Raw genomic sequence first — 24,891 nt, forward strand, 5'->3', positions numbered from 1 at the left:
GAGACCTGTATGAGCGATGAATTCCGCGTGGTGTCGCCAGAAGCTGCGGAGCTGCAGCCGATCCTTAACGGTCTGTTTGGCGAATATGCCTCACGCTATGGTGACTATTTTTCCCGTGATGCCGAAGTGGAGTTAACCGAATGGTATCTGGCACCGCAGGGGATTTTTGTGGTGCTGGAGCGCGACGGCGAAATTATCGCTACCGGCGCTTACAAACCCTACAACGCTGATACCGCAGAGATTAAGCGCATATGGACCAAAAGTACCCTGCGTAAGCAAGGGCTTGCGGGACGAGTTGTGCAGGAGCTGGAACGCAGGGCATTGCTCGCGGGCTACAGCCGCATCTACCTGACGACGGGGTTTCGCCAGCCGGAAGCCGTTCAGCTCTATTTACGCCAGGGCTACGATCCGCAATTCGATATTGCACGCGATCCTGAAGAGTACAGTCAACCGCCATTCGATGGACGACTGCGCTTTACCAAACTGTTGACCATCGCAGGTCAGGCAAAAATAGCCTGAGGAGAGAAAATGAAAACGACTGAAACCATCAAAGTCGTACCCGCGCGTTATCCGCTGCGCACCGCTGGCGCGATAGTGGCTCTGTTTGTGCTGGCGGTGATTATCCAGTCGGTGGCGTTTAATCCCCGTTGGGAATGGAGCGTATTTGCCCGCTGGTTTTTTGATCCGGTCATTTTGTCTGGCCTTGGGCAAACGTTATTGCTAACGCTTATCGGCACGTTGTTGAGCATTATTTTTGGTGGTTTACTGGCACTGGCCAGACTTTCATCGTCCTGGCTATTGAACGGACTGGCGTGGGGATATATCTGGTTGTTCCGATCGTTGCCGCTGATCGTGGTGCTGATTATCCTGTACAACTTCTCTTATCTGTACGACACGCTGACGATTGGGATTCCCTTCACCGCTGTTCAGTGGGGTAGTTTTGAAACCATCAATGTACTCGGTCAGTTTTCCACTGCGGTAGTTGGCCTGACGCTGGTGCAAAGTGCCTATACCGCCGAAATTATCCGTGGCGGTTTTCTCGGGGTTGATCACGGTCAGTATGAAGCTGCCGCCGCGCTGGGACTTCCAGCCTGGCGTCGGACACTGCGTATCATCCTGCCACAGGCATTGCGAACCATTTTACCCTCAGGATTCAATGAAATTATCAGTCTGGCAAAGGGGACTGCGATGGTTTATGTGCTGGCGATGCCGGAGCTGTTTTATACCATCCAGATGATCTACAACCGCACGCAGGAAGTGATCCCGCTGCTGATGGTCGGGGCCGTGTGGTATCTGGTCATTACCAGCGTCCTGTCGCTCATTCAACATCTGGTCGAGCGCGCACTGGCACGCAGCGAGCGACGTTCAGCAATAAATACCACTCGCGCTAGCCGTGCGGTTAAACGTAGTCGTCAAATCCCGTCGCAGGAGGCTGTCCATGTCCCACTCGCCTGATGGTCATATTTCAATTACCAGCGTCAGTAAATACTTCGGGCGCCATAAAGCGCTGGATAATGTTTCTCTTGAGATCCTTCCAGGTACGGTAACGGTTATTCTCGGACCTTCAGGGTCGGGAAAATCAACGCTATTGCGGGCAATTAACCATCTCGAACGCGTCGACGAGGGATTTATTCAGATTGATGGCGACTATATTGGCTACCGCCGACAGGGCGACAGGTTGTATGAACTTAAAGAGGCGGAGATCCTGCGCCAGCGCGTCAACGTTGGCTATGTCTTCCAGAACTTTAATTTGTTCCCACACTTAACCGTGCTGGAAAACCTGATTGAAGCGCCGATTGCGCACGGGCTGGCGTCGCGTAAAGCCGCCACTGAGAGGGCATTGACATTACTGGATGCGGTTGGGCTGCGTCATAAAGCTGATGCCTGGTCTCGGCACTTGTCTGGTGGGCAGCAGCAACGTATCGCTATTGCCCGCGCGCTGGCGTTAAATCCACGTGTAATGCTGTTTGACGAACCAACCTCTGCGCTTGATCCTGAGCTGGTAGGCGAAGTGCTTGATGTGATTAAAGCACTGGCGCAATCGGGAACCACACTGGTCGTTGTGACCCACGAAATTGGTTTTGCCCGGGAAGTGGCGGATCAGGTCGTGTTTATGGTCGATGGCAAAATCGTGGAGCAAGGGAGCAGCGAGCAGGTACTGAACCATCCTCGTCATACGCGAACACAGCAGTTCTTGTCGAAGGTGTTATCGTAAAAAAACGCTGTTCCGCAGGAGTGCAAATCCCGGAACAGCGGGCGAAATATCGCCATACGGTTAAATTAAGCGGCAGAAGGTGCCAACGTTATGCGATCCAATGGCCCTACGATAAACAGATAAGAAATCAGGCCAATCAGTCCCATTGAACCAACGTACAGAATGGCGTAATCAAATGACTGGGTATTAGACAGAATAATGCCGATAACCAGCGGGGTAATAATACTGGCCATATTGCCACACATATTGAACACACCTCCGGCAATGCCCAACACCTCTTTTGGCGAGGTATCGCTGAGTACGCACCAGCCAAGATTGCCAAAGCCTTTGGCGAAAAAGGCCAGACTCATTGCAGCGATAACCACAAATTCTGAAGAGGTATAGTTGGCGATAACGATGACGCAGGAGAGTAACATGCCGCAGATGACCGGCAACTTACGGGCGACAGTCAGACTGTAGCCGCGTTTCAAGAGCCAGTCAGAGAAGACCCCGCCCAGCAATCCACCAATGAATCCGGCAATCGCAGGGATACTGGCGATAAATCCCACTTTGAGGATCGACATCCCTTTAGCCTGATACAGATAGGTCGGGAACCAGGTCAGGAAAAACCAAGTTATCGAGGTGACACAGAATTGACCAATATAAACGCCAATCATCATCCGGTTGACACAGACGCTTTTAATTTGCGCCAGGGTGATTTTTTGCGGTTCCTTTTTATTTCCCAACGATGGTTCGCCACCGCCAGCACGAATATAATCAATTTCCTGTTGGTTCACTTTAGGATGGTGCATAGGGTCTTTGACTTTAACCAACCAGAATATGCCAAGAATAACGCCAATCGCCCCGATGTAATAAAAGACAAAATGCCAGCTCAGATTATGCAAAATAATGGTCATCAGCGGCGTAATAATACCTAGCGAAATATATTGTGCGGCCTGGTAGACCGATGTGACAAAACCTCGCTCGCTATTGGGAAACCACTGCACGCTTAAACGACTGTTGGCTGGGAATGCAGGCGCTTCGATGGCTCCCATCATCAGACGCAGGATAATCAGTACAACAAGCGGACTTGCATAGAGATAGATAGTGCCCTGAAACATGGTCACCAGTGACCAGCCGATCAATGCACATCCATACACCAGGCGGGAACCGTAACGGTCCAGTAACCAACCGCCGGGTAATTGCATAATAACGTAAGAAATACCAAAGGCTGAGAAGGCCAGCCCCATGGCTTCGGGATCAAACCCGAGTTCCTTACTCATAATTGGCGCGACGACGGATAACGTCGCACGGTCAGCGTAATTAAATACTGTGGCAAGAAATAGAAATATCAGGATGCTGTAACGCACTTTAGTGCGCTTTATTATTGTATTCATCACCCACTCCTGTCATTAGGTTTGAGAGCGTATATGTAGGGAAGAGGGCGGGTTTTTATTTCCCGCCAGATACGTTACGGGCGTTTGCCAAACTCGCAGGTTAATTGCGTCCAGCGTCGCGCCTGTTCGCTAATGCTGAAGCCCAGACCATGACGATCGGAAACCCACATACGGCCATCGCGCAGTTCAAGTTGTTCATTAAATAACGGATTCAGCCATTCGAAATGTTCCAGCCATGGCTCCAGCGGGTAGGCGGCAGACAGATGCAGGTGAACTTCCATTGCAAAGTGTGGGGCAAGCTTACGGCCATGCTTGGCGGCCAGATCCATAATTTTGAGGAAGGGTGAAATACCGCCTACGCGTGGCGCATCTGGCTGTACAAAGTCGCTGGCGTTACCGAGGATCAGCTGTTCATGCTCGCGAAAGCTGGTTAACATTTCACCGGTGGCAATAGGGGTATCAAGCGCGGCGGCAAGCTGTGCGTGACCTTCTACATCGTAGGCATCCAGCGGCTCTTCAATCCAGATCAGATTGAATTGTTCCATTTTACGACCCATGCGGATAGCCGTTTCGCGATCCCACTGTTGATTCGCGTCCACCATCAGCGGGAATTCATCACCCAGTGCTTCACGCACTGCGGTTAAACGGCGAATATCCTCGGCACAGTTAGGTTGTCCGACTTTCAGCTTGATACCGCCAATACCGTTTTCACGAGAGATAACGACGTTTTTGAGCACCTGATCCAGCGGTGTATGCAGGAATCCACCAGAGGTGTTGTAACACTGGACGGAGTCGCGGTGTGCGCCCAACAGTTTTGCCAGCGGCAGGCCTGCGCGTTTGGCTTTCATATCCCACAGAGCAATATCGATAGGGGAGATGGCCTGTACCGCCATTCCACTACGACCTACGGAAGCGCCTGCCCACAGTAACTTGGTGTAGATCTTGTCAATATCGTTTGGATCTTCTCCCAGCAGGTTATCGGCAATTTCTTTCGCGTGGGCATAAATCCCCTGGCCACCCGCTCGCTTGGAATAGCTGAATCCTACGCCCTCGAAACCATCACGACTGCGGATCTCCGCGATGATAATCGCCACTTCAGTTAACGGTTTCTGGCGACCCGTAAGCACTTTTGCATCGCTGACTGGCGTTGCCAGCGGAAGAAATGCCAGAGATAGCTTAACCCACTCAATACGATCGCCGGTTTCAGCAGCGGTTTTAGTATTCACCGTTTTGGCATAGGTCACGGCGTCGGAATTAGCACTTAAAGACATATTATTCTCTCCTGGTGATGAATAAATGATTGCGCTAACATTTTTAATGGTGGCGCAATCATTAAGCCAGCGAATTGCTTTTGATTTGAACAATCGATCACAAACCAAGAGATAAAAGGCCGTGCTATTGTAAGTAATGTCACATTCCAATACTTTGTGTGAAAATGCACAAATACAAATGATTGCGTTAACATTTCAAGTGATAAAGCTATGCTAAGCCGCTGTTTTCTCAACGTAAAAAAGAAGGTCGCTGGCATTGGTCGATTTCATGATGAATAATGCACAACTTAATCGGCGATTTTTACAAGGGTATCGACAGTGAAAAACTCCAGACCTTCGCGCGCACCCACGCTGGAAGATGTTGCCCGTACCGCTGGGTTGTCTCCTATGACGGTGAGTCGGGCACTGAATACCCCGCAACTGGTACGGCCGAAAACGGTAGAAAAAGTGATGCTTGCCGTGCGCGCTACGGGCTATATTCCTAACGCTCTGGCAGGGGGGCTGGCGTCACGTCGAAGTAAACTTATTGCTGTGGTGGTGCCGCAAATAAACAACAACATGTTTGTTGATACTATCCAGTCGTTGAGTGATGAACTGGCTGAGCGTGGTTATCACATATTGTTGTGTGTGGCCGGATACACGCAGCAAACCGAAGCCGAACTGGTGGCTGCACTGTTATCACGTCGGCCTGATGGCATCGTACTCACCGGGATCCACCATACTGCTGAGCTGAAAAAAGTGATCCTGAATGCTGCCATTCCGGTGGTGGAAATCTGGGATTTAACGCCAACGCCTGTCGACATGCTGGTGGGGTTCTCTCACGAAAAAGTGGGGCAGGCAGTGGCGGAATACATCATTAAGAAAGGCTATCGTCGTCCTGGTTTACTGTGGACGGCCGATCGTCGGGCGGGTCAGCGTAAACAAGGGTTGTGCGATGTTCTGAGCCGACATGAGATTTCCTCTGTCCCACAAGTGGATGTCCCGCTTCCGGCCTCTTTGTCCCTTGGTCGTAGTGGCCTGACCCAGCTTTTTACCGAGGGTGAGTTTGACGTCATTGTCTGTAGTTCAGACACTCTCGCACAGGGGGCTATCATGGAGGCAGAAAGCCGTGGTTTGAGGGTCCCGCAAGATTTAGCGGTGATTGGTTTTGGCGATCTCGATTTTGCCGCCAGCAATCGGCCCTCGATTACCACAGTCAGCGTAGACCGACGCGCTATCGGACAACGTGCCGCCTCGCTGCTTGCCGACCGTATTGAAAATATTGCGCGTGATGACGATATTATTGATGTTGGCTTCCATCTGGTAGAACGAGAGTCCGCATAAGATACCTGCCCGAATACAGACAATAAGGAACCTGCTATGCCGCACGTGGATATTAAATGTTTTCCCCGCGACCTGAATGACGAACAAAAATCCGCGCTGGCTGCGGATATAACCGAGGTCATCATTCGCCATCTGCAAAGTAAAGAGAGCTCGGTGAGCGTGGCGCTCAATGAAATTGAGCCGGATGCATGGCAAATTGTGTGGGATGAGCAAATCGCGCCCCAGATGGCGACGCTGATAAAAAAACCGGGCTACAGTATGTGAGATTAAACGGGCGGGAAGGCCGCCCGTTTAATAATATATTTACGGTGTGACAATATTGAACCAGAATTCGAATTTATCCATATAGCCAAGCATAGCCTCGAGTTTGGCACTGTCGCCGGTTATCTTCACATCACCGCTTTCTTCAGCCTGCTTCAGGGTTATGTCCTTGAGGATGATTTTGTTCAACGTATCGCGGCTAAGAGTGATAGTCGTGTCAGCCTCTTTCGCTTCAGCATTGGCAGTATGATTCAGAACGCCATTTTCCAGCTCCAGCTTGTATTTTCCTCCGTCGTTACCGAGATCTATGTTGAATACGGATTTCGCATCACCAGCTTTCTGTCCATTAATATGTACCGCCAGGTAGTCGAAAAACATTTCTGGCGTCATCGCCCGTACGGTATCCGGGCTGGCGGTATTCGGGGTTGGTCCTTTAACCACGCCGTTACGTAACTCTTGCGCACCGGTGAGATAGAAGTTACGCCACGGGCCGGACTCTGCCTGATATCCTAATTGTTCCAGCGCGTCAGCTTCCAGATTGCGGGCCGCCTGATTGTTCGGATCGGCGAACACCACTTTGCTCACGACCTGTGCCACCCAACGATAGTTACCCTGGTCATAGTCGTTTTTTGCTTTCTGCAGTATGGCATCCGCACCGCCCATATAATCGACGTACTTTTTCGCGGCGTCTTCCGGCGGCAGTTCATCCAGCGTCGCCGGGTTACCGTCAAACCAGCCGAGATAAAGCACATAGGTAGCTTTCACATCATGGCTGACAGAACCGTAGTAACCGCGGTTAGCCCATGTATGCGCCAGTGAATCAGGCAGCTTGAAGTTAGCGGCTATTTCGTCGCGGGTCAGGCCTTCGTTCGCCATACGTAGCGTCTGGTCATTGATGTATCGATACAGGTCACGCTGGCTCTTGAGCAGCTTCACCACGTTGTCATTACCCCAGGTTGGCCAGTGGTGTTGGGCCATCAGGATTTCCGCTTTGTCTCCCCAGCGAACGATGGCTTCATTGATGTATTTAGACCAGGGCAGTGGTTCACGTATTTTTGCGCCACGCAAAGAGTAGGTATTGTGCAGGGTATGTGTGACATCCTCTGCCGATTCAATAAGTTTTTTCTCTTCGATAAACCATAACATTTCTGATGGAGCTTCTGAGCCTGGCGCCAGCATAAAGTCATAGGTTAAACCGTCTATAACCTCTTTTTGCCCGTCTTTCTCAATGATATTGGTTGGTGCAATCAGGGTGACTGTACCCGCAGATGTTGTGGTACCCAGCCCGGCACCAACCTGGCCTTTGGTATCAGGTTTCAACAGGTTGCCATACATATAGCTGGCTCGACGGCTCATTACGTTCCCGGCCATTATATTTTCGGCAACTGCGGCTTCCATAAAGCCCGAAGGCGCATAGATCTTCACTTTTCCTGATTTTACATCCGCTTCGTCGACCACACCGCGTACGCCACCGTAGTGATCTACATGACTGTGAGTATAAATGACGGCGACGACGGGCTTATTACCGCGATTTTTAAAATAAAGATCCATACCGACTTTAGCTGTTTCAGCTGAGACCAGTGGATCGACAACGGTTATGCCTTCTTTACCTTCGATAATCGTCATGTTTGAAAGATCGAGGTTACGGATCTGATACACACCCTCGGTTACTTCAAACAAGCCACTGATGTTGATTAACTGAGCCTGCCGCCACAGGCTGGGATTCACTGAGTCCGGGGCTTTGTCACCTTCTTTAATAAACGTGTACTGCTGCGGATCCCAGATCACGTTGCCTTGTTCGCCTTTAATCGTTTCCTGGGGGATAGGGGCGATAAAGCCTTTATGGGCATCGGTAAAGTCAGTGTTATCGTCAAAAGGAAGTTGGTTGTAGAGCGCATTGTTAGCTTGTTGCGTGGATGCAGTAGCGTCTTTTGGTGCTTCTGCGGCCATAAGAGGAACAGAGAAAGATGTTAATAACCCAGCAAGAATAAAACATTTCGCGATTCTATTAAGTTGCATCGTAAAACCTCTCTGATACTTCACGAAGTACAGTGTTAAGGGGGATGCTGCTTTTACGGATAGTGTTTTGAATAGATATTTGGGTTAGTGCAAGATTAACTATAACTGGCGTTAATGAATCGGCAAGGAAGGGTGGGATTATTAGGCTTTAGATTAAATAAGACCAGGATGGCAGTCGTTCACTGCCATCGGTAAATGCACTATTACTCGCCTGCAGTGATACGTTTCCCACTAATAATAAACGTGCCTGCACCCAGATGATGCAGGGTATTGAGTTTGTCATCATCAAACTGCCAGCGACCGTCGATGAATACGCGCTCGTCCGCTGCGGCTGAAACCACTTCGCCAAACAAGGTGTCGTATTTCTCCTGTGCAGATGTCGCTGGCAGCAGGCGACACTCCATCCAGGCCAGACATTTTGTCTCTATCACCGGTAAGCCAAGCACTGGACCATTTATCACCGGGATACCGTAGCAGTTGAATTTATCTTCCTCACGACCGGACACGCTTCCCACGGCGTAGGTCCAGTTGGTTGCCGCAACGCCCGGGATAACAATGCCAAACATGCCGCTGCGTTCAATGAGTTCGCGCGACCAGGCAGTCTTATCCACCACAATGGCTATGCGTGGTGGCTCAAACTCAACGGGCATTGACCATGCTGCTGCCATCACATTACGGCGTTCTGTCGTCGAGTCCCGACTGGTAATCAAAATGGTTGGGCCGTGATTCAACAGCCGACTGGCATGATGCAATTCAACTGGATGAAAATGACTCATGGCGACTCCTCTGAAAGATAAAAACAGCGTCATAATTAACGGTATTAGCGATTTTGTCATCCCACAACAAGACCCAGCGCACAAAATCGCCGGCGTAAAATTAAAAATGCGTTATAAGTACAACATTGAACAAACAGGAACGCTATATGACGCCTTTTTTAAAAGCCTATTTTTCCCGTATTGGCTGGTCAGGTACGCCAGCAGTCGACATTAACACTTTGAAGAGACTGCATTTACTGCATAACGCCGCTATTCCGTTTGAAAATCTGGATGTGTTGCTACCGCGAGAGATACAGCTCGACGATCTGGCTCTGGAAGAGAAGCTGGTGAACGCTCGTCGTGGCGGGTATTGCTTTGAACAAAACGGAGTACTTGAGCGAGCACTGCGGGAGACAGGTTTTACGGTGCGCAGTTTACTCGGACGTGTGGTACTGGCGAATCCATCAACCCTGCCGCCACGTACTCATCGCCTGCTACTGGTTGAGTTGCAGGGAGAGCAGTGGATTGCCGACGTAGGATTTGGCGGACAAACGCTGACGGCGCCTATTCGGTTGCAGGCTAACCTGGAACAGCAGACACCGCACGGTGAGTATCGCCTGATTCAGGAGGGGGAGGACTGGATCCTGCAGTTCCGACACCATGAACACTGGCAATCAATGTACCACTTTGATCTCGTCATGCAGCACCAGAGCGATTATGTGATGGGCAATTTTTGGTCAGCACACTGGCCACAATCGCATTTTCGTCATCATCTGCTGATGTGCCGCCATCTGCCGGACGGGGGTAAGCTGACGTTAACCAATTTTCACTTTACCCATTACCAGGACGGTCATGCGGTCGAGCAGATGAATGTACCCGATGTCGCCAGCCTGTATATGCTATTGCAGGAACGCTTTGATCTGGGTGTTGACGATGCAAAACACGGATTTACTGAGGCAGAACTGGCCACGGTGATGGCTGCGTTTGATACCCATCCGGAGGCAGGAAAATAGCGCGAAGCGGAATATAGCCGGATGACAGGGTAACACCTTATCCGGCTTATCTGTTTCGTCAGAGATTAATCGCCCATTCGGCATGAAACAGGATCACCGCAGCACCAGAGATAGTCACTTTTTCTGGTTGGTTATCGCGGATGGTCACCGCAATATCGACGATGCCGTCGCGTCCCAGCGCGCGACCCTGATGCCCCTGGACGCGCAATAATTTTCCGTCATGCACCATCAGATTATGATGCACCAGCCATGCTCCCATCGGACCGTTGGCATTGCCCGTCACTGGATCTTCCACAATACCGATCGCGGGTGAAAACATGCGACCATCAGTTTCGTATTTCCCAGGGCGGATCTGGAACGGGAAGAAACCGTTGCAGCCAATTTGCTGGCTGAGTGCTGTTAATGCCGACAGGTTCGGGGACAAGGCATCGATATCGACCTCTGGCTTCAGTGCGATCATTACTTTTGAATGACCAGTGGAGGCCACCTGAACAGGTACCCCTGGCAGCATATCGCTTTCAGTCAGGTGCAGGGCGCTGATGATTGCCGCACGCGTTTCGCCTTCCAGCGGGGGCTCAAAAACCGGCGCACCCTGTTCCAGAGTGATACGGTGATCGCCGCCTTCAGCGTGAATTTCAACCCGATGACGACCGGCCAGAGAAGTCTGCCAGACGGTGGTATTTCCCAGACCGAGCACTTTCGCCCGCACATAGTGAGCCGCGACGGTGGCGTGTCCGCAGATGGGTACTTCGATCGTGGGGGTAAAGTAGCGAATCCGGACATCACTGTCATCGCTGGAGAGCATGAATGCCGTTTCTGAATGGCGCAACTCCCGCGCGATCAGCTGCATCTGCGTATCGCTCAGGCCATCAGCATGCAATACAACCCCCGCCGAATTGCCGCGAAAAGGTTCAGAGGTAAAGGCATCGACGTGATAAATCTGTGGTTTCATTGATGTTCTCCCTGGGATGGAGAAGCATCATAGCGTGCAAAAATTCGTATGGCTAACGTATGCCCGGTTAGTGCAAGCACCACCGGGCATCGCAGAGCATTAGCGGCGAGAACGAACGATCTGATAGCGACGGGTAAAATATTCAACCGGCGCGCTCCACACATGGACCAGACGGGTGAACGGGAACAGCAGGAAGATGGTCATGCCTAATACCAGATGTACACGGAAGATCAATGCGACACCATCCAGATGCGCAGACGCGCCCCCCTGGAAGGTCACCACTGACTGTGCCCAGCCTACCAGTTTCAGCATTTCACTGCCGTCAGGATGTTGAGCGGAGAACGGTATAGTGGTCAGGCCGAGAATACACTGAATCAGCAATACGCACAGGATCAGAATATCGGCTGTGGATGAGGTGGCGCGAATTCGCGAGTTTGTCAGACGACGAACCAGCAAACCAGCTCCACCAACCAGCGTCAGCACACCACAGAGGCCCCCTGCAATCATTGCCATTTGCTGTTTGACTGCAACAGGCAGGAACCAGGCGTACATCCAGTGCGGGGTTAGCATGCCGAACAGATGACCGAAGAAGATCCCCAGAATGCCGATATGGAACAGGTTCGACCAAAGCACCATGCCGCGCTTATCGAGCATCTGGCTGGAGGAGGCGCGCCATGTATATTGCCCGTAGTCGTAGCGTAGCCAACTGCCAAGGATAAACACCGTGCCGCACAGATACGGATAGATGTCGTAAAAAAAGACGTTCAGATACTGTATCATTTCGGGCCTCCCGCACTGACGTCGACATACTGGGGGGCGACGTCCTGGCTAAAGCGTCGTTGATAGTTTTGTAACGGTGAACTGTCACAGGCAGTGGCGTTATCCTCAATGAACTTCACCTGTTCTTCTTCCCAGACCGCATCCAGCGCCTGACGGGTATCATCCCGGGATTCCGCACCCACCTGCTTGGTGACACTGTCACTTGAAAGTGGGCTTCCTGCTAAAGCCAGCAGGGCGTCAAACAGCTGATACCATGGTGCCTCTCGCTGCTTCAGGCGACCGCCAAGCAACGCCAGGATTGGCGCCACATTCTGTAATCCCTCTCTGGCTTCGGCTTCAGGCAAAACGCTTAAATACTCCAGATACAATGGCAGGTGATCCGGCAGTTCCCGACAGTCGAGTTGTAGCCCCACCTTTTCGTACTGAGCCAGCAGGTCAACCATCGCCTGGCCGCGATCGCGAGATTCAGCATGCACATGTTCAAACAGCAAAAGCGAGGTGGCGCGGCCCCGGTCAAACACCTCGCACCATTCAGCTTGTTTATCGAGTAACGGAGCGTTTAGCAGTTCCGTTGTAAACCTGGTAAGCACTGGCGCATCGCTGGCGATCAGTTGTAGAGCATCGTCTTTGCATTCCCATAGCAATTCGTCCGGATACTCCATCAGCAGTCCGATAATCTTAAGGATTTGCATTATTCACCCTCCGCTTTATCGCGCACTTCGGTGATATCGATAGCATCAATGCGGCTGCTGTTGAACAGGTTGAATTTGGTGTCGGAACCGTGACAGCCGTCGCCAAAGGTAAAGCCGCAGCCGTTTTTCTCCGGGAAGGCATCGCGAGCCATTTCACGGTGGCTGGTTGGGATCACGAAGCGGTCTTCATAGTTAGCAATGGCCAGATAGCGATACATCTCTTCGACCTGCTCAACGCTTAAACCCACTTCTTCAATAGCGCGGGTATCCGTTACGCCTTCTACTGTTTGCGAACGCATATAGTGACGCATTGCCATCATACGTTTCAGCGCGCGCAGTACCGGGCCGGTATCTCCGGCGCTGAGGTACTGCACCGGAATACGCAGCGACTCGACGGCCGGCAGAATATTGCCATTGTGCGGCAGGCCACCGGCGTCTGCGACTGACTGAATCGGTGACAACGGCGGCACATACCAGACCATCGGCAGGGTGCGGTATTCAGGGTGCAGCGGCAGTGCCAGCTTCCAGTCCATCGCCATTTTGTAGACCGGTGACCGCTGGGCCGCCTCGATGACGTTGTGCGGGATCCCCTGTTTCAGTGCTTCCTCAATTACCGCCGGATCGTTAGGGTTGAGGAACACATCACACTGGCGTTCATAGAGATCGGTCTCATGTTCAGTGCTGGCCGCCTCTTCAATACGGTCTGCGTCGTAGAGCAGCACGCCGAGATAGCGAATACGTCCGACGCAGGTTTCCGAACATACCGTTGGCTGACCGGATTCAATACGCGGGTAGCAGAAAATGCATTTTTCTGACTTGCCACTTTTCCAGTTAAAGTAGATTTTTTTGTATGGGCAACCGCTGATACACAAGCGCCAGCCGCGACATTTATCCTGGTCGATCAACACAATGCCATCTTCTTCACGCTTGTAAATCGCGCCGCTCGGGCAGGTTGCCACGCAACTGGGGTTCAGACAGTGTTCGCACAGGCGCGGCAGATACATCATGAAGGTGTTTTCAAACTGACCGTACATTTCTTTTTGTATCGCCTTGAAGTTACGGTCACGGGCGCGTTTTTCAAATTCCCCGCCAAGCAGTTCTTCCCAGTTTGGCCCCCAGATAATTTTGTCCATTCGTTTGCCATCAATTAGCGAACGCGGGCGGGCGGTGGGCTGATTTTTGCTCTCTGGCGCGCTATGCAAATGCTGATAGTCGTAGGTGAACGGTTCGTAGTAATCATCGATTTGCGGAATGACAGGGTTGGCGAAGATTTTAGTGATGACGCCCATCTTACCGCCCAGACGCGGTCTTATCTTACCGTTAACGTCGCGAACCCAGCCGCCTTGCCACTCGTCCTGGTCTTCCCAGTTTTTCGGATAACCAATACCCGGTTTGGTTTCGACGTTGTTGAACCACGCATATTCCATACCTTCACGTCCGGTCCAGACGTTTTTACAGGTGACGGAGCAGGTGTGGCAGCCAATGCATTTATCCAGATTAAGAACCATGCCTACCTGTGAGCGTATTTTCATTTTTTCGCCTCCTGTACCTGATCGCGACCTTCATCATCCAGCCAGTTAATATTTTTCATTTTTCGAATCATGATGAACTCATCGCGGTTAGAGCCGACCGTGCCGTAATAGTTGAAGCCGTAAGCCAGTTGCGCATAGCCGCCGATCATGTGCGTGGGTTTCGGGCACACGCGGGTCACGGAGTTATGAATGCCGCCGCGCATTCCGGTAACTTCAGAGCCAGGAATATTCATGATCCGCTCCTGAGCGTGGTACATCATCGTCATCCCGGGCGGCACGCGCTGGCTAACCACCGCGCGGGCAGTCAGTGCACCGTTGGCGTTAAAGGCTTCAATCCAGTCGTTATCCTCAATACCCAGCTCTTTAGCATCGGTTTCACTGATCCAGACAATCGGACCACCGCGCGACAGCGTAAGCATCAACAGGTTTTCACTGTAGGTGGAGTGGATACCCCATTTCTGGTGTGGTGTCAGGAAGTTCAGCGCTTTTTCCGGGAAACCGTTTGGTGGAATTTCGCGCATTTCACTCACGCTGCGGGTGTCGATTGGCGGACGGTAGGCCACCAGACTCTCGCCGAAGGCGCGCATCCACGCGTGATCCTGATACAACTGCTGGCGGCCAGACAGCGTGCGCCACGGGATCAGCTCATGAACGTTGGTATAGCCGGCGTTATAAGAGACATGCTCGCTTTCAAGACCTGACCAGGTCGGGCTGGAGATAATTTTGCGCGGTTGCGCCTGAATGTCGCGAAAACGGATCTTTTCGTCTTCTTTGTTTAGCGCCAGATGCGTATGGTCACGCCCGGTCATTGCGCCCAGCGCTTGCCAGGCTTTCACCGCCACCTGACCATTCGTTTCCGGCGCAAGCGCCAGGATCACTTCGGAAGCATCCAGCGCGGTGTCAATCAGCGGGCGACCTTTTGCCGCGCCTTCACGCTTGGTGTAGTTGAGCTTGACGAGGAAATCGACTTCCGTCTGGGTGTTCCAGGAGATACCTTTTCCGCCGTTACCCAGCTTGTCCATCAATGGCCCAAGCGATGTGAAGCGTTCGTAAGTGGCGGGGTAGTCCCGTTCCACAACGGCAATATTGGGTGCTGTTTTACCCGGAATAAGTTCGCATTCGCCTTTGCGCCAGTCCTGAATATCAAACGGTTGCGACAGTTCTGCCGGGGAGTCATGCAGCAGCGGTTGCAACACCACGTCGGTTTCCTGCCCCAGATGGCCGACACACACCTCTGAGAACACTTTGGCGATGTCCTTATAAATCTCCCAGTCGCTTTTTGATTCCCAGGCGGGATCAACCGCCGCCGACAGCGGGTGAATAAACGGATGCATATCCGAGGTGTTCATATCGTCTTTTTCATACCAGGTGGCGGTAGGCAACACGATGTCTGAAAACAGGCAGGTGCTCGACATCCGGAAATCCAGCGTCACCAACAGATCGAGCTTGCCTTCGATAGCCGCCGATTGCCACTCCACCTCTTCAGGTTTAATACCCTCGCTTGAGCCAAGCGCTTCACCCTGAATACCGCTTTCCGTACCAAGCAGATATTTGAGCATGTATTCATGCCCTTTACCTGAGGAGCCGAGCAGGTTTGAACGCCAGACGAAGAGGTTACGAGGATGGTTTTTACCGCTGTCTGGTTGCTCGCAGGCCATGCGGATATCCCCCGACTTCAGTGCCTGTGCGGTGTAATCCGCAGGTGACAAGCCTGCCTGTTCTGCCTTCGCTTTTACGGTTAACGGATTTAGGTTGAGCTGAGGCGCGGAGGGCAACCAGCCCATGCGCTCGGCGCGTACGTTGAAGTCAATCAGATGTCCGGTAAACTTCGACGCATCAGCCAGCGGGGAGAGCAGTTCCTGAGCAGTGACTTTTTCATAACGCCACTGGCTGGAGTGATTGTAGAAAAACGAGGTGCTGTTCATCTGACGCGGTGGACGGTTCCAGTCCAGTGCAAAAGCCAGGGGGAGCCAGCCGGTTTGCGGACGTAGCTTTTCCTGACCAACGTAGTGCGCCCAGCCACCGCCACTTTGACCGACACAGCCACAAAACACCAGAATGTTAATCATCCCACGGTAGTTCATGTCCATGTGATACCAGTGGTTGACGCCGGCACCGAGGATAATCATCGATCGACCGTGGGTTTTGTGTGCGGTATCCGCAAACTCCCGGGCGATTTGTTCGATATGGCGGGCTGGCACACCGGTAATTTGTTCGCCCCAGGCCGGGGTATAGGCTTTGATTTCGGTGTAATCATGAGCACTGTGAGCGTCATCCAGACCGCGATCGAGGCCGTAATTTGCCAGCACCAAATCGTAAACGCTGACTACCGGACAAAGTGTGCCATCGGCAAGCGTAAGGTGTTTTACCGGCAGCTTACGCACCAGTATCGGCTCCTGCTTGACGCTACGAAAGTGTGGGTTTTCATTACCGCCAAAATAGGGGAAGGCCACCCCGGCAACTTCGTCGTGCTGACCGAGCAACGACAAGGACAGTTCGGTTTCCGTGCCTGCAGCCAGCGCCTCGAGGTTCCACTTACCTTTTTCTCCCCAGCGAAAACCGATCGAACCGTTTGGCACCACCAGTTCACCGGCGCTGTTAAAGGCAACCGTTTTCCATTCCGGGTTATTGCTTTCACCCAGTCCATCGACGAGATCGGAGGCACGCATCATCCGGCCCGGGACATAGCTACCGTCTTCACGGGCATTCAACAGTACCAGCATCGGCATATCGGTATAACGACGGCAGTAATTCAGGAAATAGTCGCTGGGTTTGTCGAGGTGGAATTCTTTCAGGATCACGTGGCCCATCGCCATCGCCAGCGCGCTGTCGGTACCTTGCTTCGGAGCCAGCCACTGGTCGCACAGCTTGGCAACTTCCGAGTAGTCCGGCGTAATAGCAATTGTCTTGGTGCCTTTGTAGCGCACTTCCGTGAAGAAGTGTGCATCTGGCGTACGGGTCTGCGGGACGTTGGAACCCCAGGCGATAATGTAGCTGGAGTTATACCAGTCGGCGGATTCCGGTACATCGGTCTGCTCTCCCCAGGTCATCGGCGATGCGGGAGGCAAATCGCAATACCAGTCGTAGAAGCTCAGACAGGTCCCGCCGATAAGCGAGAGATAGCGCGTTCCGGCTGCGTAAGAAACCATCGACATAGCCGGAATTGGCGAAAACCCAACGACGCGATCCGGGCCGTAAGTTTTCACCGTCCAGACGTTGGCGGCAGCAATAAGCTGATTTAGCTCTTTCCAGTTTGACCGGATAAACCCACCGCGTCCACGTACCTGTTTGTAGCTCTGGCACTTTTGCGGGTCGTTCATAATGGAATCCCAGGCCAGCACTGGATCCGGCTGGCGGGAGAGGGCATCGCGCCACAGTTCAATCAGGCGTTTACGCACCAGTGGGTATTTCAGACGGTTAGCGCTATAGAGATACCAGGAATAACTTGCCCCGCGCGGGCAGCCTCGTGGCTCATGGTTGGGCAGGTCAGGGCGGGTGCGCGGATAGTCGGTCTGTTGTGTTTCCCAGGTGACCAGTCCGTTTTTTACGTAGATTTTCCAGCTGCATGAGCCGGTGCAGTTGACGCCGTGGGTTGAGCGTACGATTTTATCGAACTGCCAGCGCTGGCGATAGCTGTCTTCCCAGTCCCGGTTGCTGTGCATCACTTGTCCGTGACCATCGGCAAACGTATCGCCCTTTTGTTTAAAGTAGCGAAAGCGATCCAACAGTTTACTCATGACATTTCTCCTGCTCCGATAATTTTGCCGACAGTGAACCGAACTGCTAGCCTGATGAGTCGCGAGAGCGTTGCTATCAGGAAATTGCGGGCGGCTAAGGTCTTATCCGGCCGACAAAAGCATTCGATCCTGCGGTATGTACGTTGTTATTTTTTTTGTGATTTGCGGCCATAGACCAGCCAGGTCACCAGCACGCAGACGATGTAAAACACTAAAAATATTTTCATAGCGCCAACGGGAGATCCGGTCAGCGCCAGGGATGAGCCAAACGCTTTTGGGATGAAAAAACCGCCAACCGCACCAATAGCGGAGATAAACCCAAGCGCGGCGGCGGTATCTGTCACCGCTTCACGCTGGGCCTGTTCTTCAGTGCCTCCGCGCAGTTTCACCCGGTAAATTGTGATTTTGCGAAAGATCACCGCAATCATCTGGAAGGTCGATCCGCTCCCCAGTCCTGCGGTCAGGAACAGTCCCATAAACACGAGGTAGAAGGCGGTGAAACTCCCCGATCCTGAACCGGGCAAGGTGAGAAACAGCAGGCCGCTAAACAACGCCATAAACATGAAGTTGATTAATGTCACCCGTACGCCGCCAAATTTGTCAGAAATAACGCCGCCTGCAGAACGCGCCAGAGCGCCGATAAACGGGCCGAAGAACGCCAGCTGCAGAATATTCACGTCGGGGAACTGGGTTTTCGCCAGCATGGCAAATCCTGCTGAAAAGCCGATAAATGACCCGAAGGTGGCGAGGTACAGCAGGCTTAACAGCCAAAGATGAAAGCGCTTGAGGACCGGTAACTGAGAGGCGATAGAAGCCTTTGAGCTGGCGATGTCATTCATCCCCATACCTGCCGCCAGCGTTGAGAGCAGCAGCAATGGAACCCAAATCCACGCTGCGTTAGCTAGCGACAGTAATGAGCCATCAGGCTGTGGTACGCCCTGTACGCCCAAAAAGGTAAAAATGGGCAGAAAAATAACCAGTGGCGCGATCAATTGCATTACGCTGACGCCCAGGTTACCGAGACCGCCGTTAACGCCTAACGCGCTGCCTTGTTTGGCTTTTGGGAAGAAAAAACTAATATTGCCCATGCTGGAGGCAAAGTTGGCGCCAGCAAATCCACACATCAGTGCAATAACAATAAATACGCCAAACGGAGTAGATGTGTTTTGCACGGCAAATCCGAGCCACAGACAAGGAATAACAAGAATTACAGTGCTGAAAATCGTCCAGCGGCGACCACCAAATATAGGCACCATAAAGGAGTAGGGGACGCGTAATATTGCACCAGAGAGGGAAGGTAATGCGGTTAATAAAAAGAGTTGATCGGTAGTGAAATTAAAGCCAATTTTATTTAAATTCACTGCCACGGCGCTAAATAACATCCAGACGCAGAAGGCAAGCAGCAGGCAACTTACTGATATCCAGAGGTTTCTCCGGGCTATATGTTTACCTTTATTATCCCAAAATGCGGGGTTTTCAGGTTTCCAGTCAGTTAAAAGATAACGATTATTTTTCTCATTTTGTAGTGCCATATTGTCCTCACATGCACACGTCGTTCATGAAAAAAAGAAATAGGCAGAGGAAGAGCCGCGCGAGCTCTTTTTAGAAACTATTGAAAAGTTTTAGGAATATTGACTGAAAGAATAGATAAAAAAGTGCAATAGCGCGGTGTGATGGGGAAATAACGCGTTGTTTAAGTGTTACTAATTGTAAACTTAAAAAGATGTATTGTTAACTCATCTATTAATTCAGCTAAATAGTTCCAGAGTTATCATACGATCCAGATGCCGCGTGAAGGCGGGATCGGCCATTTCCGCAATACCCAGCACATACATGCCATCAAGACCACAGACCAGACCGATTAAACGCCAGGCGACGTCAGCGGCATCCGGCACGCGGGAAAATTCGCCGGCCTGCTGGCCGCGGATAATGATAGCCGTTGTCTCTTCGTGCCACATTCGCATCGTCAGTAGATAGGCGCTTTTGATTTCAGGATCTTTATCCGCCAGGATTTGCGCTTCGCGCCAGAGCTTGATGTAAGGCTCGAACCCACCTTCCTCGCTGCCGAGCATCGAATGCAGTCGTTCGCGAAAACTAGCGTCTTCACTCACCAGTTCAGCATCGAGCAGAGTACGAATAAGTCGAACAAAAGCCAGGGATTTGAGTTCACCGGCGGAGGTAAAGTGGTGGTGTAACTGGCCAGTTGCCACGTTAGCCTCTGAGGCTATTCGTCGCACCGTCATGGCAGTAAAACCTTCCTCCAGCGCCACTCGCATGGCTGCCTGCAGGATCACTTCCCGGCGTTCATCTCGATTCAAATAGCTCATACACCCTCCAGTACCTGTGTTGTTCGCAGTCTAACAAAAAAAGTTGGACATGTGTTCAATTTTACGTAGGATCGCCAAAGCTGGACATATGTCCAGTTTCAGTTTGAAGGGATTTTTATGTTTCGTCAGTGGTTAACGTTAGTGATTATTGTGCTGGTCTACATCCCTGTTGCGATTGATGCAACGGTGCTGCACGTTGCCGCGCCCACGCTAAGTATGACGCTGGGTGCCAGTGGTAACGAGCTACTGTGGATCATCGATATTTATTCCCTGGTAATGGCAGGGATGGTCTTGCCGATGGGGGCTCTGGGCGATCGCATCGGTTTTAAACGCCTGCTTCTATTGGGTGGCGGATTATTTGGTCTGGCGTCGCTGGCCGCAGCGTTTGCACCTACTGCCGGCTGGCTCATCGCCACCAGAGCGGTGCTGGCCATCGGTGCGGCGATGATCGTACCGGCGACGCTTGCCGGCATTCGTGCGACCTTTGCCGAGCAACGCCACCGCAATATGGCCCTCGGTGTCTGGGCGGCAGTGGGTTCCGGTGGTGCGGCATTTGGTCCGTTAGTCGGCGGCATGCTGCTGGAGCACTTCTACTGGGGATCTGTATTCTTAATAAATGTCCCGATTGTTCTGGTCGTGATGGCATTGACCGCGCGTTACGTTCCGCGCCAGGCAGGACGTCGCGATCAGTCGCTAAATTTCGGTCATGCGATAATGTTGATTGTCGCTATCTTGTTGCTGGTTTATAGCGCCAAAACTGCGTTAAAAGGACATATCGCGACCGGTGTGATTGTACTGACGTTGTTGGTTGGCGCCCTGTTGCTGATGCAGTTTGTTCGCATCCAGCTTGCTGCTTCGCGCCCAATGATTGATATGCGTCTATTTACGCATCGCATTATCCTTAGCGGCGTTGTGATGGCCATGACCGCGATGATAACGCTGGTAGGTTTTGAGCTGTTGATGGCTCAGGAGTTGCAGTTTGTTCACGGTTTAACACCGTATCAGGCGGGGCTGTTTATGTTGCCGGTGATGCTGGCGAGCGGATTCAGCGGACCGATCGCCGGAATGTTGGTATCACGTCTGGGATTACGCTGCGTAGCAACGGCAGGTATGGCGCTGAGCGCAGTCAGCTTTTACGGCCTGGCAATGACAGATTTCAGCTCCCAGCAGATACAAGCCTGGATTTTAATGGCCTTACTGGGTTTCAGTGCCGCCAGTGCGCTATTGGCTTCAACCGCAGCTATTATGGCGGCAGCCCCGGCTGAAAAAGCGGCAGCAGCAGGGGCGATCGAAACCATGGCCTATGAACTGGGTGCCGGACTGGGGATCGCTATTTTTGGTTTGTTGCTGAGTCGCAGTTTTTCCGCATCGATTCTGCCACCTGCCGGACTTAATCCGCAGGAACTGGAGCGCGCTTCATCATCAATGGGCGAGGCGGTGCAATTAGCGCATTCGCTTCCACCTTCCCTGAGTGACGCGTTGCTTGCAGCTGCCAGAGAAGCGTTTACCTGTGGTCTCACAGCGTGGCATTGAGCAGCGCTGGCAGCATGCTTATCGTGTTAGCGGTAGGGATGTGGTTCAGTCTGGCGAAGGTGAATAGTCAATAACTAGTGGGCTAGATGACAGGGGTAATCCATCTCTTCGACTTCTTTTCCACTCAGACGAGCATATTGCCCCGTCAGTCTCCAGAACGCAGGTTGTGTTTCAGTATAGATTTCTGCCGCTAAAATCAGGCGGCGGCGATCTACCTCGTTAAGTTCGAGTAACGTCCACGGAATAAAATAGCGATCGCTGTCGGTCAGCGTAAACCACAGTGGGCAGCCGCAACCTGAACAGAAAAAACGTTCTCCACGCGTTGAAGAGGGAAAGTGCGAAGGTTCGATTGACTCTGGCGACATCAGCGGATGACCACTGGCTTCCAGATACATGGCGATGCCTCCTGACCACTTCTGGCACAGCGTGCAGTGGCAGGCATAGACATCAAGCATTTCGACGTTAACGGTAAAATGACTTTGTCCGCAAAGACAACGACCTGTGAACGTCTGCACGGCATACTCCTTATGACCGAGTCTACTTCAAGAGAAAAGCCAGCCCGAAGTGGACTGGCTTTGCATTCAGACTACAACAAAATTAGAACTGGTAGTTCAGGCCAACAGCCACAACGTTGTCGGTGCTTACACCAGCAATACGAGTGAAGTTGTTGTCATCCAGCAGGTTGATTTTGTAATCAACGAAGGTGGACATGTTTTTGTTGAAGTAATAGGTAGCACCCAAGTCTACGTATTCAACCAGATCCTGGTCACCGAATACAGCGATGTCTTTACCTTTGGATTTCAGGTAAGCAACGGACGGACGCAGACCGAAGTCGAACTGGTACTGAGCAACAGCTTCAAAGTTCTGAGCTTTTTCAGCGATACCGTTAACATTGGAACCGTAGGTGGTCATGTTGCGGGTTTCAGAGTAGGTGGTTGCCAGGTAGATGTTGTTCGCATCATATTTCAGACCAGCAGCCCATACTTCAGCGTTTTCACCGTTAGCTTTGAAAATGCTGCTACGGTTGTTCTGAAGGTCGGTACGGTCAGATTTTGCATAGGTAGCACCTACGCCAAAACCTTCGTATTCGTAAGTAGTAGACAGACCAAAGCCGTCGCCGTTAGCTTCTTGTACGTTGCTACGGTCGTTTTTGCCCTGGTACTGAGCTGCGAAGTTCAGACCTTCAACCAGACCGAAGAAGTCGGTGTTACGGTAGGTTGCAACGCCGGTAGTACGGCTGGTCATGAATACGTCAGTCTGGGTCCAGGTATCACCACCGAACTCAGGCAGAACGTCGGTCCATGCGCCGATGTCGTACGCTACGCCGTAGTTACGGCCGTAGTCGAAAGAACCGTATTCAGCGAATTTCAGACCAGCGAATGCAAGACGGGTTTTATCGCTGTTAGAACCACCGGTGGATTCAGCACGGTTACCTTTGAATTCATATTCCCACTGACCAAAACCGACCAGCTGGTCATTGATCTGAGTTTCGCCTTTGAAGCCCAGACGCGCATAAGTTTTGTCACCATCGCTTCCGTTATCATCAGAGAAGTAATGCTGAGCGTGAACTTTACCGTACAGATCCAGTTTGTTTGCGTCTTTGTTATAAATCTCAGCTGCGTTTACCGCACCTGCTGCCAACAGGGAAGTCACTGCCACTGCAACTAATTTAAGTTTCATTCTAAATAATCCTTATAATTTTTTCTTGGTGTGATTCCTAAACCATTGCTAAACGAAGGTGTTCGTCAATGGCAAACCATTTTTAAATGACGTTGTGGTATGAGTTCAATAATAAGTTTCATAATATTACGGAATATTTGAATTTGTGTGATCCAGATCTACATAATACAACTGATTGTATTAGTCGATATATGTGACTTGTCTGGATATATATATTTACCTGGGGGACTATTGAGGAGCGTATGGTTTAATTAACGTTAGTTTCGGTTGTGTAATATATGCATGCGAAAGAATATTGTTCATATTGCAATACTTTCGACTATTGATTAATAAATCACATATTTAACATTTAATTAAACAAATGCAAACATTAAATGCAAGCTAAATGAACGTTAATTATCCATAATTTGATTATAGTGTAGCCGGGTTCTGAAAGCCCAGCTTCTTTTTCAGGCGCGACGTGTTGCTAACCAGCAAAGCAAGGAACCAGCACAGACCATCAGTGCGCCTTGCCAGAACGAAAACGAAAGTGGGGCGCTGAGTAACACGGCCGCCAGTGCAGACGACAGTACCGGGGTGAAATATGAACCAACGGCCATCACCGTCACGTTGCCGTGTAAAATACCAATATTCCACGCTGCATAGGCAAATCCTAACGTTAATGCTGCGGTAAACAGCTTAATGGTCACTGGAGTGCTGAAAATCATTTCTGGTTGAGGAGTGATAAAATAATAAACCCACAAACTCGTTGCCGTAAGTAAAACGAACACGGTAATACCATTAAACCCCTTCGCATATTTATTGGTCACTGTGCAATATGTTGCCCAGATAAATGCACCGAGAAAAGCGAGGAAATAACTGAGTGGGCTGGTCGCAACATTGTTGATAATTTCACCAAGTTTGAGTCCATTATCACCACTTAATACCCAACAGACTCCGGTCAATGCGACAATTAATCCAGGGATTACCAACCAGGTTGTTTTTTGACCATTGAACAATATGGCAAACAATATTGTCAGGCTTGGCCAGAGATAATTGACCATTCCTACCTCGATAGCCTGGTGTCGGGTTGCGGCATATCCTAATGCCAGCGCCAGACATATTTCATAGCTGACAAAAAGTACGCTACCGGCGATTAAATAACGAACAGGAATTTTGCGGATATTTGGAAATCCGACAGTAAAAATAAGCAGGAGACCACTTAATGAGAAGATCATCGCGGCACCACCTGCAGGCCCGAGTCCTTCGCTAACCCCACGAATCAGTCCTACCATCGTGCTCCATAACACAATGGCAATGAGCCCAATTAACGTTGCTTTTTGTTTTGTCATGCTGAATTTCAGTCCACGGTACTGGCGAAAATGAAGCTGAAATTTATAGCACCTTTACACTAAAACACGCCAACTAATTACCTTTTGCCTAACC

The 24,891-nt window shown here is 51.2% G+C and carries 20 protein-coding genes and 1 pseudogene; 7 read left to right on the forward strand and 14 right to left on the reverse strand.

The genetic code is table 11. The features are described 5' to 3' along the window. Positions 1–9: 9 nt before the first annotated feature. From OH663_RS05810 to OH663_RS05820, 3 genes are read left to right on the forward strand one after another with little or no spacing between them, the layout of a single operon-like run. The gene (locus OH663_RS05810; protein ID WP_045443040.1) at positions 10–519 is read left to right on the forward strand and encodes a GNAT family N-acetyltransferase; all 510 of its coding nucleotides are present in this window, start codon (positions 10–12) and stop codon (positions 517–519) included. A gap of 9 nt (positions 520–528) precedes the next feature. Next, positions 529–1,455, forward strand: coding sequence for an amino acid ABC transporter permease (locus OH663_RS05815; protein ID WP_045443037.1), 927 nt, complete (start codon positions 529–531; stop codon positions 1,453–1,455). Further along, a complete protein-coding gene (locus tag OH663_RS05820) occupies positions 1,439–2,215 on the forward strand; it encodes an amino acid ABC transporter ATP-binding protein (RefSeq protein ID WP_200010830.1) in 777 nt (258 codons plus the stop codon). Before OH663_RS05815 ends, OH663_RS05820 begins: the two co-directional genes overlap by 17 nt. A gap of 65 nt (positions 2,216–2,280) precedes the next feature. Here OH663_RS05820 and OH663_RS05825 read toward each other — a convergent pair whose 3' ends face one another. Both OH663_RS05825 and OH663_RS05830 read right to left on the reverse strand, forming a co-directional pair. Continuing rightward, a complete protein-coding gene (locus OH663_RS05825) occupies positions 2,281–3,591 on the reverse strand; it encodes an MFS transporter (protein ID WP_200010828.1) in 1,311 nt (436 codons plus the stop codon). A gap of 74 nt (positions 3,592–3,665) precedes the next feature. Next, positions 3,666–4,862 carry an L-talarate/galactarate dehydratase gene (locus OH663_RS05830; protein WP_045443029.1) on the reverse strand — a complete coding sequence of 399 codons (1,197 nt, stop codon included), beginning with the start codon at positions 4,860–4,862 and terminating at the stop codon, positions 3,666–3,668. 387 nt (positions 4,863–5,249) lie between these two features. On the opposite strand from OH663_RS05830, the gene OH663_RS05835 reads away from it, so the two are divergent. Continuing rightward, complete coding sequence (locus OH663_RS05835; protein ID WP_045443026.1) at positions 5,250–6,185, forward strand: LacI family DNA-binding transcriptional regulator; 936 nt, start codon at positions 5,250–5,252, stop codon at positions 6,183–6,185. Between the two features lie 36 nt (positions 6,186–6,221). After that, the gene (gene pptA, locus OH663_RS05840; protein ID WP_045443023.1) at positions 6,222–6,449 is read left to right on the forward strand and encodes a tautomerase PptA; all 228 of its coding nucleotides are present in this window, start codon (positions 6,222–6,224) and stop codon (positions 6,447–6,449) included. A 39-nt stretch (positions 6,450–6,488) separates the two neighbouring features. Here pptA and OH663_RS05845 read toward each other — a convergent pair whose 3' ends face one another. Then, positions 6,489–8,465, reverse strand: a complete 1,977-nt coding sequence (locus OH663_RS05845; protein WP_200010826.1) for an alkyl/aryl-sulfatase — start codon at positions 8,463–8,465, stop codon at positions 6,489–6,491. A 203-nt stretch (positions 8,466–8,668) separates the two neighbouring features. Then, a complete protein-coding gene (locus OH663_RS05850; RefSeq protein ID WP_200010810.1) occupies positions 8,669–9,241 on the reverse strand; it encodes a flavin reductase family protein in 573 nt (190 codons plus the stop codon). A gap of 146 nt (positions 9,242–9,387) precedes the next feature. Between OH663_RS05850 and nhoA the strand changes: the two genes are divergently transcribed. Continuing rightward, positions 9,388–10,233: an N-hydroxyarylamine O-acetyltransferase gene (nhoA, locus tag OH663_RS05855; RefSeq protein ID WP_045443015.1), complete on the forward strand. Its 846-nt coding sequence runs from the start codon at positions 9,388–9,390 to the stop codon at positions 10,231–10,233. Between the two features lie 58 nt (positions 10,234–10,291). Here the strand turns inward: nhoA and OH663_RS05860 are convergent, their stop codons facing one another. From OH663_RS05860 to OH663_RS05890, 7 genes are all read right to left on the reverse strand, one after another. After that, entirely contained in the window at positions 10,292–11,185 is an 894-nt protein-coding gene (locus tag OH663_RS05860) for a PhzF family isomerase (RefSeq protein WP_048221430.1), read from the reverse strand. A 99-nt stretch (positions 11,186–11,284) separates the two neighbouring features. Further along, positions 11,285–11,965 carry a respiratory nitrate reductase subunit gamma gene (gene narI, locus OH663_RS05865; protein WP_045443008.1) on the reverse strand — a complete coding sequence of 227 codons (681 nt, stop codon included), beginning with the start codon at positions 11,963–11,965 and terminating at the stop codon, positions 11,285–11,287. Next, complete coding sequence (narW, locus tag OH663_RS05870) at positions 11,962–12,657, reverse strand: nitrate reductase molybdenum cofactor assembly chaperone (protein WP_200010807.1); 696 nt, start codon at positions 12,655–12,657, stop codon at positions 11,962–11,964. Before narW ends, narI begins: the two co-directional genes overlap by 4 nt. Further along, positions 12,657–14,189 (reverse strand): nitrate reductase subunit beta, encoded by a 1,533-nt coding sequence (gene narH / locus OH663_RS05875; protein WP_263525699.1) that lies wholly within the window; start codon positions 14,187–14,189, stop codon positions 12,657–12,659. Before narH ends, narW begins: the two co-directional genes overlap by 1 nt. After that, the gene (locus OH663_RS05880) at positions 14,186–17,926 is read right to left on the reverse strand and encodes a nitrate reductase subunit alpha (RefSeq protein WP_200013365.1); all 3,741 of its coding nucleotides are present in this window, start codon (positions 17,924–17,926) and stop codon (positions 14,186–14,188) included. Before OH663_RS05880 ends, narH begins: the two co-directional genes overlap by 4 nt. 146 nt (positions 17,927–18,072) lie before the next feature. Further along, positions 18,073–19,458 (reverse strand): NarK family nitrate/nitrite MFS transporter, encoded by a 1,386-nt coding sequence (locus tag OH663_RS05885; protein ID WP_045442996.1) that lies wholly within the window; start codon positions 19,456–19,458, stop codon positions 18,073–18,075. A gap of 216 nt (positions 19,459–19,674) precedes the next feature. Next, the gene (locus tag OH663_RS05890) at positions 19,675–20,253 is read right to left on the reverse strand and encodes a TetR family transcriptional regulator (protein WP_200013366.1); all 579 of its coding nucleotides are present in this window, start codon (positions 20,251–20,253) and stop codon (positions 19,675–19,677) included. A gap of 117 nt (positions 20,254–20,370) precedes the next feature. Here OH663_RS05890 and OH663_RS05895 point away from each other — a divergent pair. Further along, a pseudogene (locus tag OH663_RS05895) lies at positions 20,371–21,860 on the forward strand (SmvA family efflux MFS transporter). On the opposite strand, the gene OH663_RS05900 reads toward OH663_RS05895, so the two are convergent. The 3 genes from OH663_RS05900 to yddG all read right to left on the reverse strand — a co-directional run bounded on the left by OH663_RS05900 (position 21,861) and on the right by yddG (position 24,797). After that, positions 21,861–22,301 (reverse strand): GFA family protein, encoded by a 441-nt coding sequence (locus OH663_RS05900; RefSeq protein ID WP_045442987.1) that lies wholly within the window; start codon positions 22,299–22,301, stop codon positions 21,861–21,863. Between the two features lie 82 nt (positions 22,302–22,383). After that, complete coding sequence (gene ompC, locus OH663_RS05905) at positions 22,384–23,466, reverse strand: porin OmpC (protein ID WP_045442984.1); 1,083 nt, start codon at positions 23,464–23,466, stop codon at positions 22,384–22,386. 449 nt (positions 23,467–23,915) lie between these two features. Next, a complete protein-coding gene (gene yddG, locus OH663_RS05910) occupies positions 23,916–24,797 on the reverse strand; it encodes an aromatic amino acid efflux DMT transporter YddG (protein WP_200042242.1) in 882 nt (293 codons plus the stop codon). Positions 24,798–24,891 lie beyond the last annotated feature (94 nt).

This window comes from Citrobacter sp. Marseille-Q5395 (assembly GCF_947057495.1).
Taxonomy (GTDB): Bacteria; Pseudomonadota; Gammaproteobacteria; order Enterobacterales; family Enterobacteriaceae; genus Citrobacter; species Citrobacter murliniae.

What these genes read in the sequence shown, in the direction of transcription:
- OH663_RS05820 (WP_200010830.1), top strand. Translation starts at nt 1,439, where the DNA reads ATGTCCCACTCGCCTGATGGTCATATTTCAATTACCAGCGTCAGTAAA.
- pptA (WP_045443023.1), top strand. Translation starts at nt 6,222, where the DNA reads ATGCCGCACGTGGATATTAAATGTTTTCCCCGCGACCTGAATGACGAA.
- narW (WP_200010807.1), bottom strand. Translation starts at nt 12,657, where the DNA reads ATGCAAATCCTTAAGATTATCGGACTGCTGATGGAGTATCCGGACGAA.
- OH663_RS05885 (WP_045442996.1), bottom strand. Translation starts at nt 19,458, where the DNA reads ATGGCACTACAAAATGAGAAAAATAATCGTTATCTTTTAACTGACTGG.
- OH663_RS05825 (WP_200010828.1), bottom strand. Translation starts at nt 3,591, where the DNA reads ATGAATACAATAATAAAGCGCACTAAAGTGCGTTACAGCATCCTGATA.
- OH663_RS05880 (WP_200013365.1), bottom strand. Translation starts at nt 17,926, where the DNA reads ATGAGTAAACTGTTGGATCGCTTTCGCTACTTTAAACAAAAGGGCGAT.
- OH663_RS05890 (WP_200013366.1), bottom strand. Translation starts at nt 20,253, where the DNA reads ATGAGCTATTTGAATCGAGATGAACGCCGGGAAGTGATCCTGCAGGCA.
- OH663_RS05810 (WP_045443040.1), top strand. Translation starts at nt 10, where the DNA reads ATGAGCGATGAATTCCGCGTGGTGTCGCCAGAAGCTGCGGAGCTGCAG.
- OH663_RS05815 (WP_045443037.1), top strand. Translation starts at nt 529, where the DNA reads ATGAAAACGACTGAAACCATCAAAGTCGTACCCGCGCGTTATCCGCTG.
- yddG (WP_200042242.1), bottom strand. Translation starts at nt 24,797, where the DNA reads ATGACAAAACAAAAAGCAACGTTAATTGGGCTCATTGCCATTGTGTTA.
- ompC (WP_045442984.1), bottom strand. Translation starts at nt 23,466, where the DNA reads ATGAAACTTAAATTAGTTGCAGTGGCAGTGACTTCCCTGTTGGCAGCA.
- OH663_RS05850 (WP_200010810.1), bottom strand. Translation starts at nt 9,241, where the DNA reads ATGAGTCATTTTCATCCAGTTGAATTGCATCATGCCAGTCGGCTGTTG.
- OH663_RS05830 (WP_045443029.1), bottom strand. Translation starts at nt 4,862, where the DNA reads ATGTCTTTAAGTGCTAATTCCGACGCCGTGACCTATGCCAAAACGGTG.
- OH663_RS05835 (WP_045443026.1), top strand. Translation starts at nt 5,250, where the DNA reads ATGACGGTGAGTCGGGCACTGAATACCCCGCAACTGGTACGGCCGAAA.
- nhoA (WP_045443015.1), top strand. Translation starts at nt 9,388, where the DNA reads ATGACGCCTTTTTTAAAAGCCTATTTTTCCCGTATTGGCTGGTCAGGT.
- OH663_RS05845 (WP_200010826.1), bottom strand. Translation starts at nt 8,465, where the DNA reads ATGCAACTTAATAGAATCGCGAAATGTTTTATTCTTGCTGGGTTATTA.
- narH (WP_263525699.1), bottom strand. Translation starts at nt 14,189, where the DNA reads ATGAAAATACGCTCACAGGTAGGCATGGTTCTTAATCTGGATAAATGC.
- OH663_RS05860 (WP_048221430.1), bottom strand. Translation starts at nt 11,185, where the DNA reads ATGAAACCACAGATTTATCACGTCGATGCCTTTACCTCTGAACCTTTT.
- narI (WP_045443008.1), bottom strand. Translation starts at nt 11,965, where the DNA reads ATGATACAGTATCTGAACGTCTTTTTTTACGACATCTATCCGTATCTG.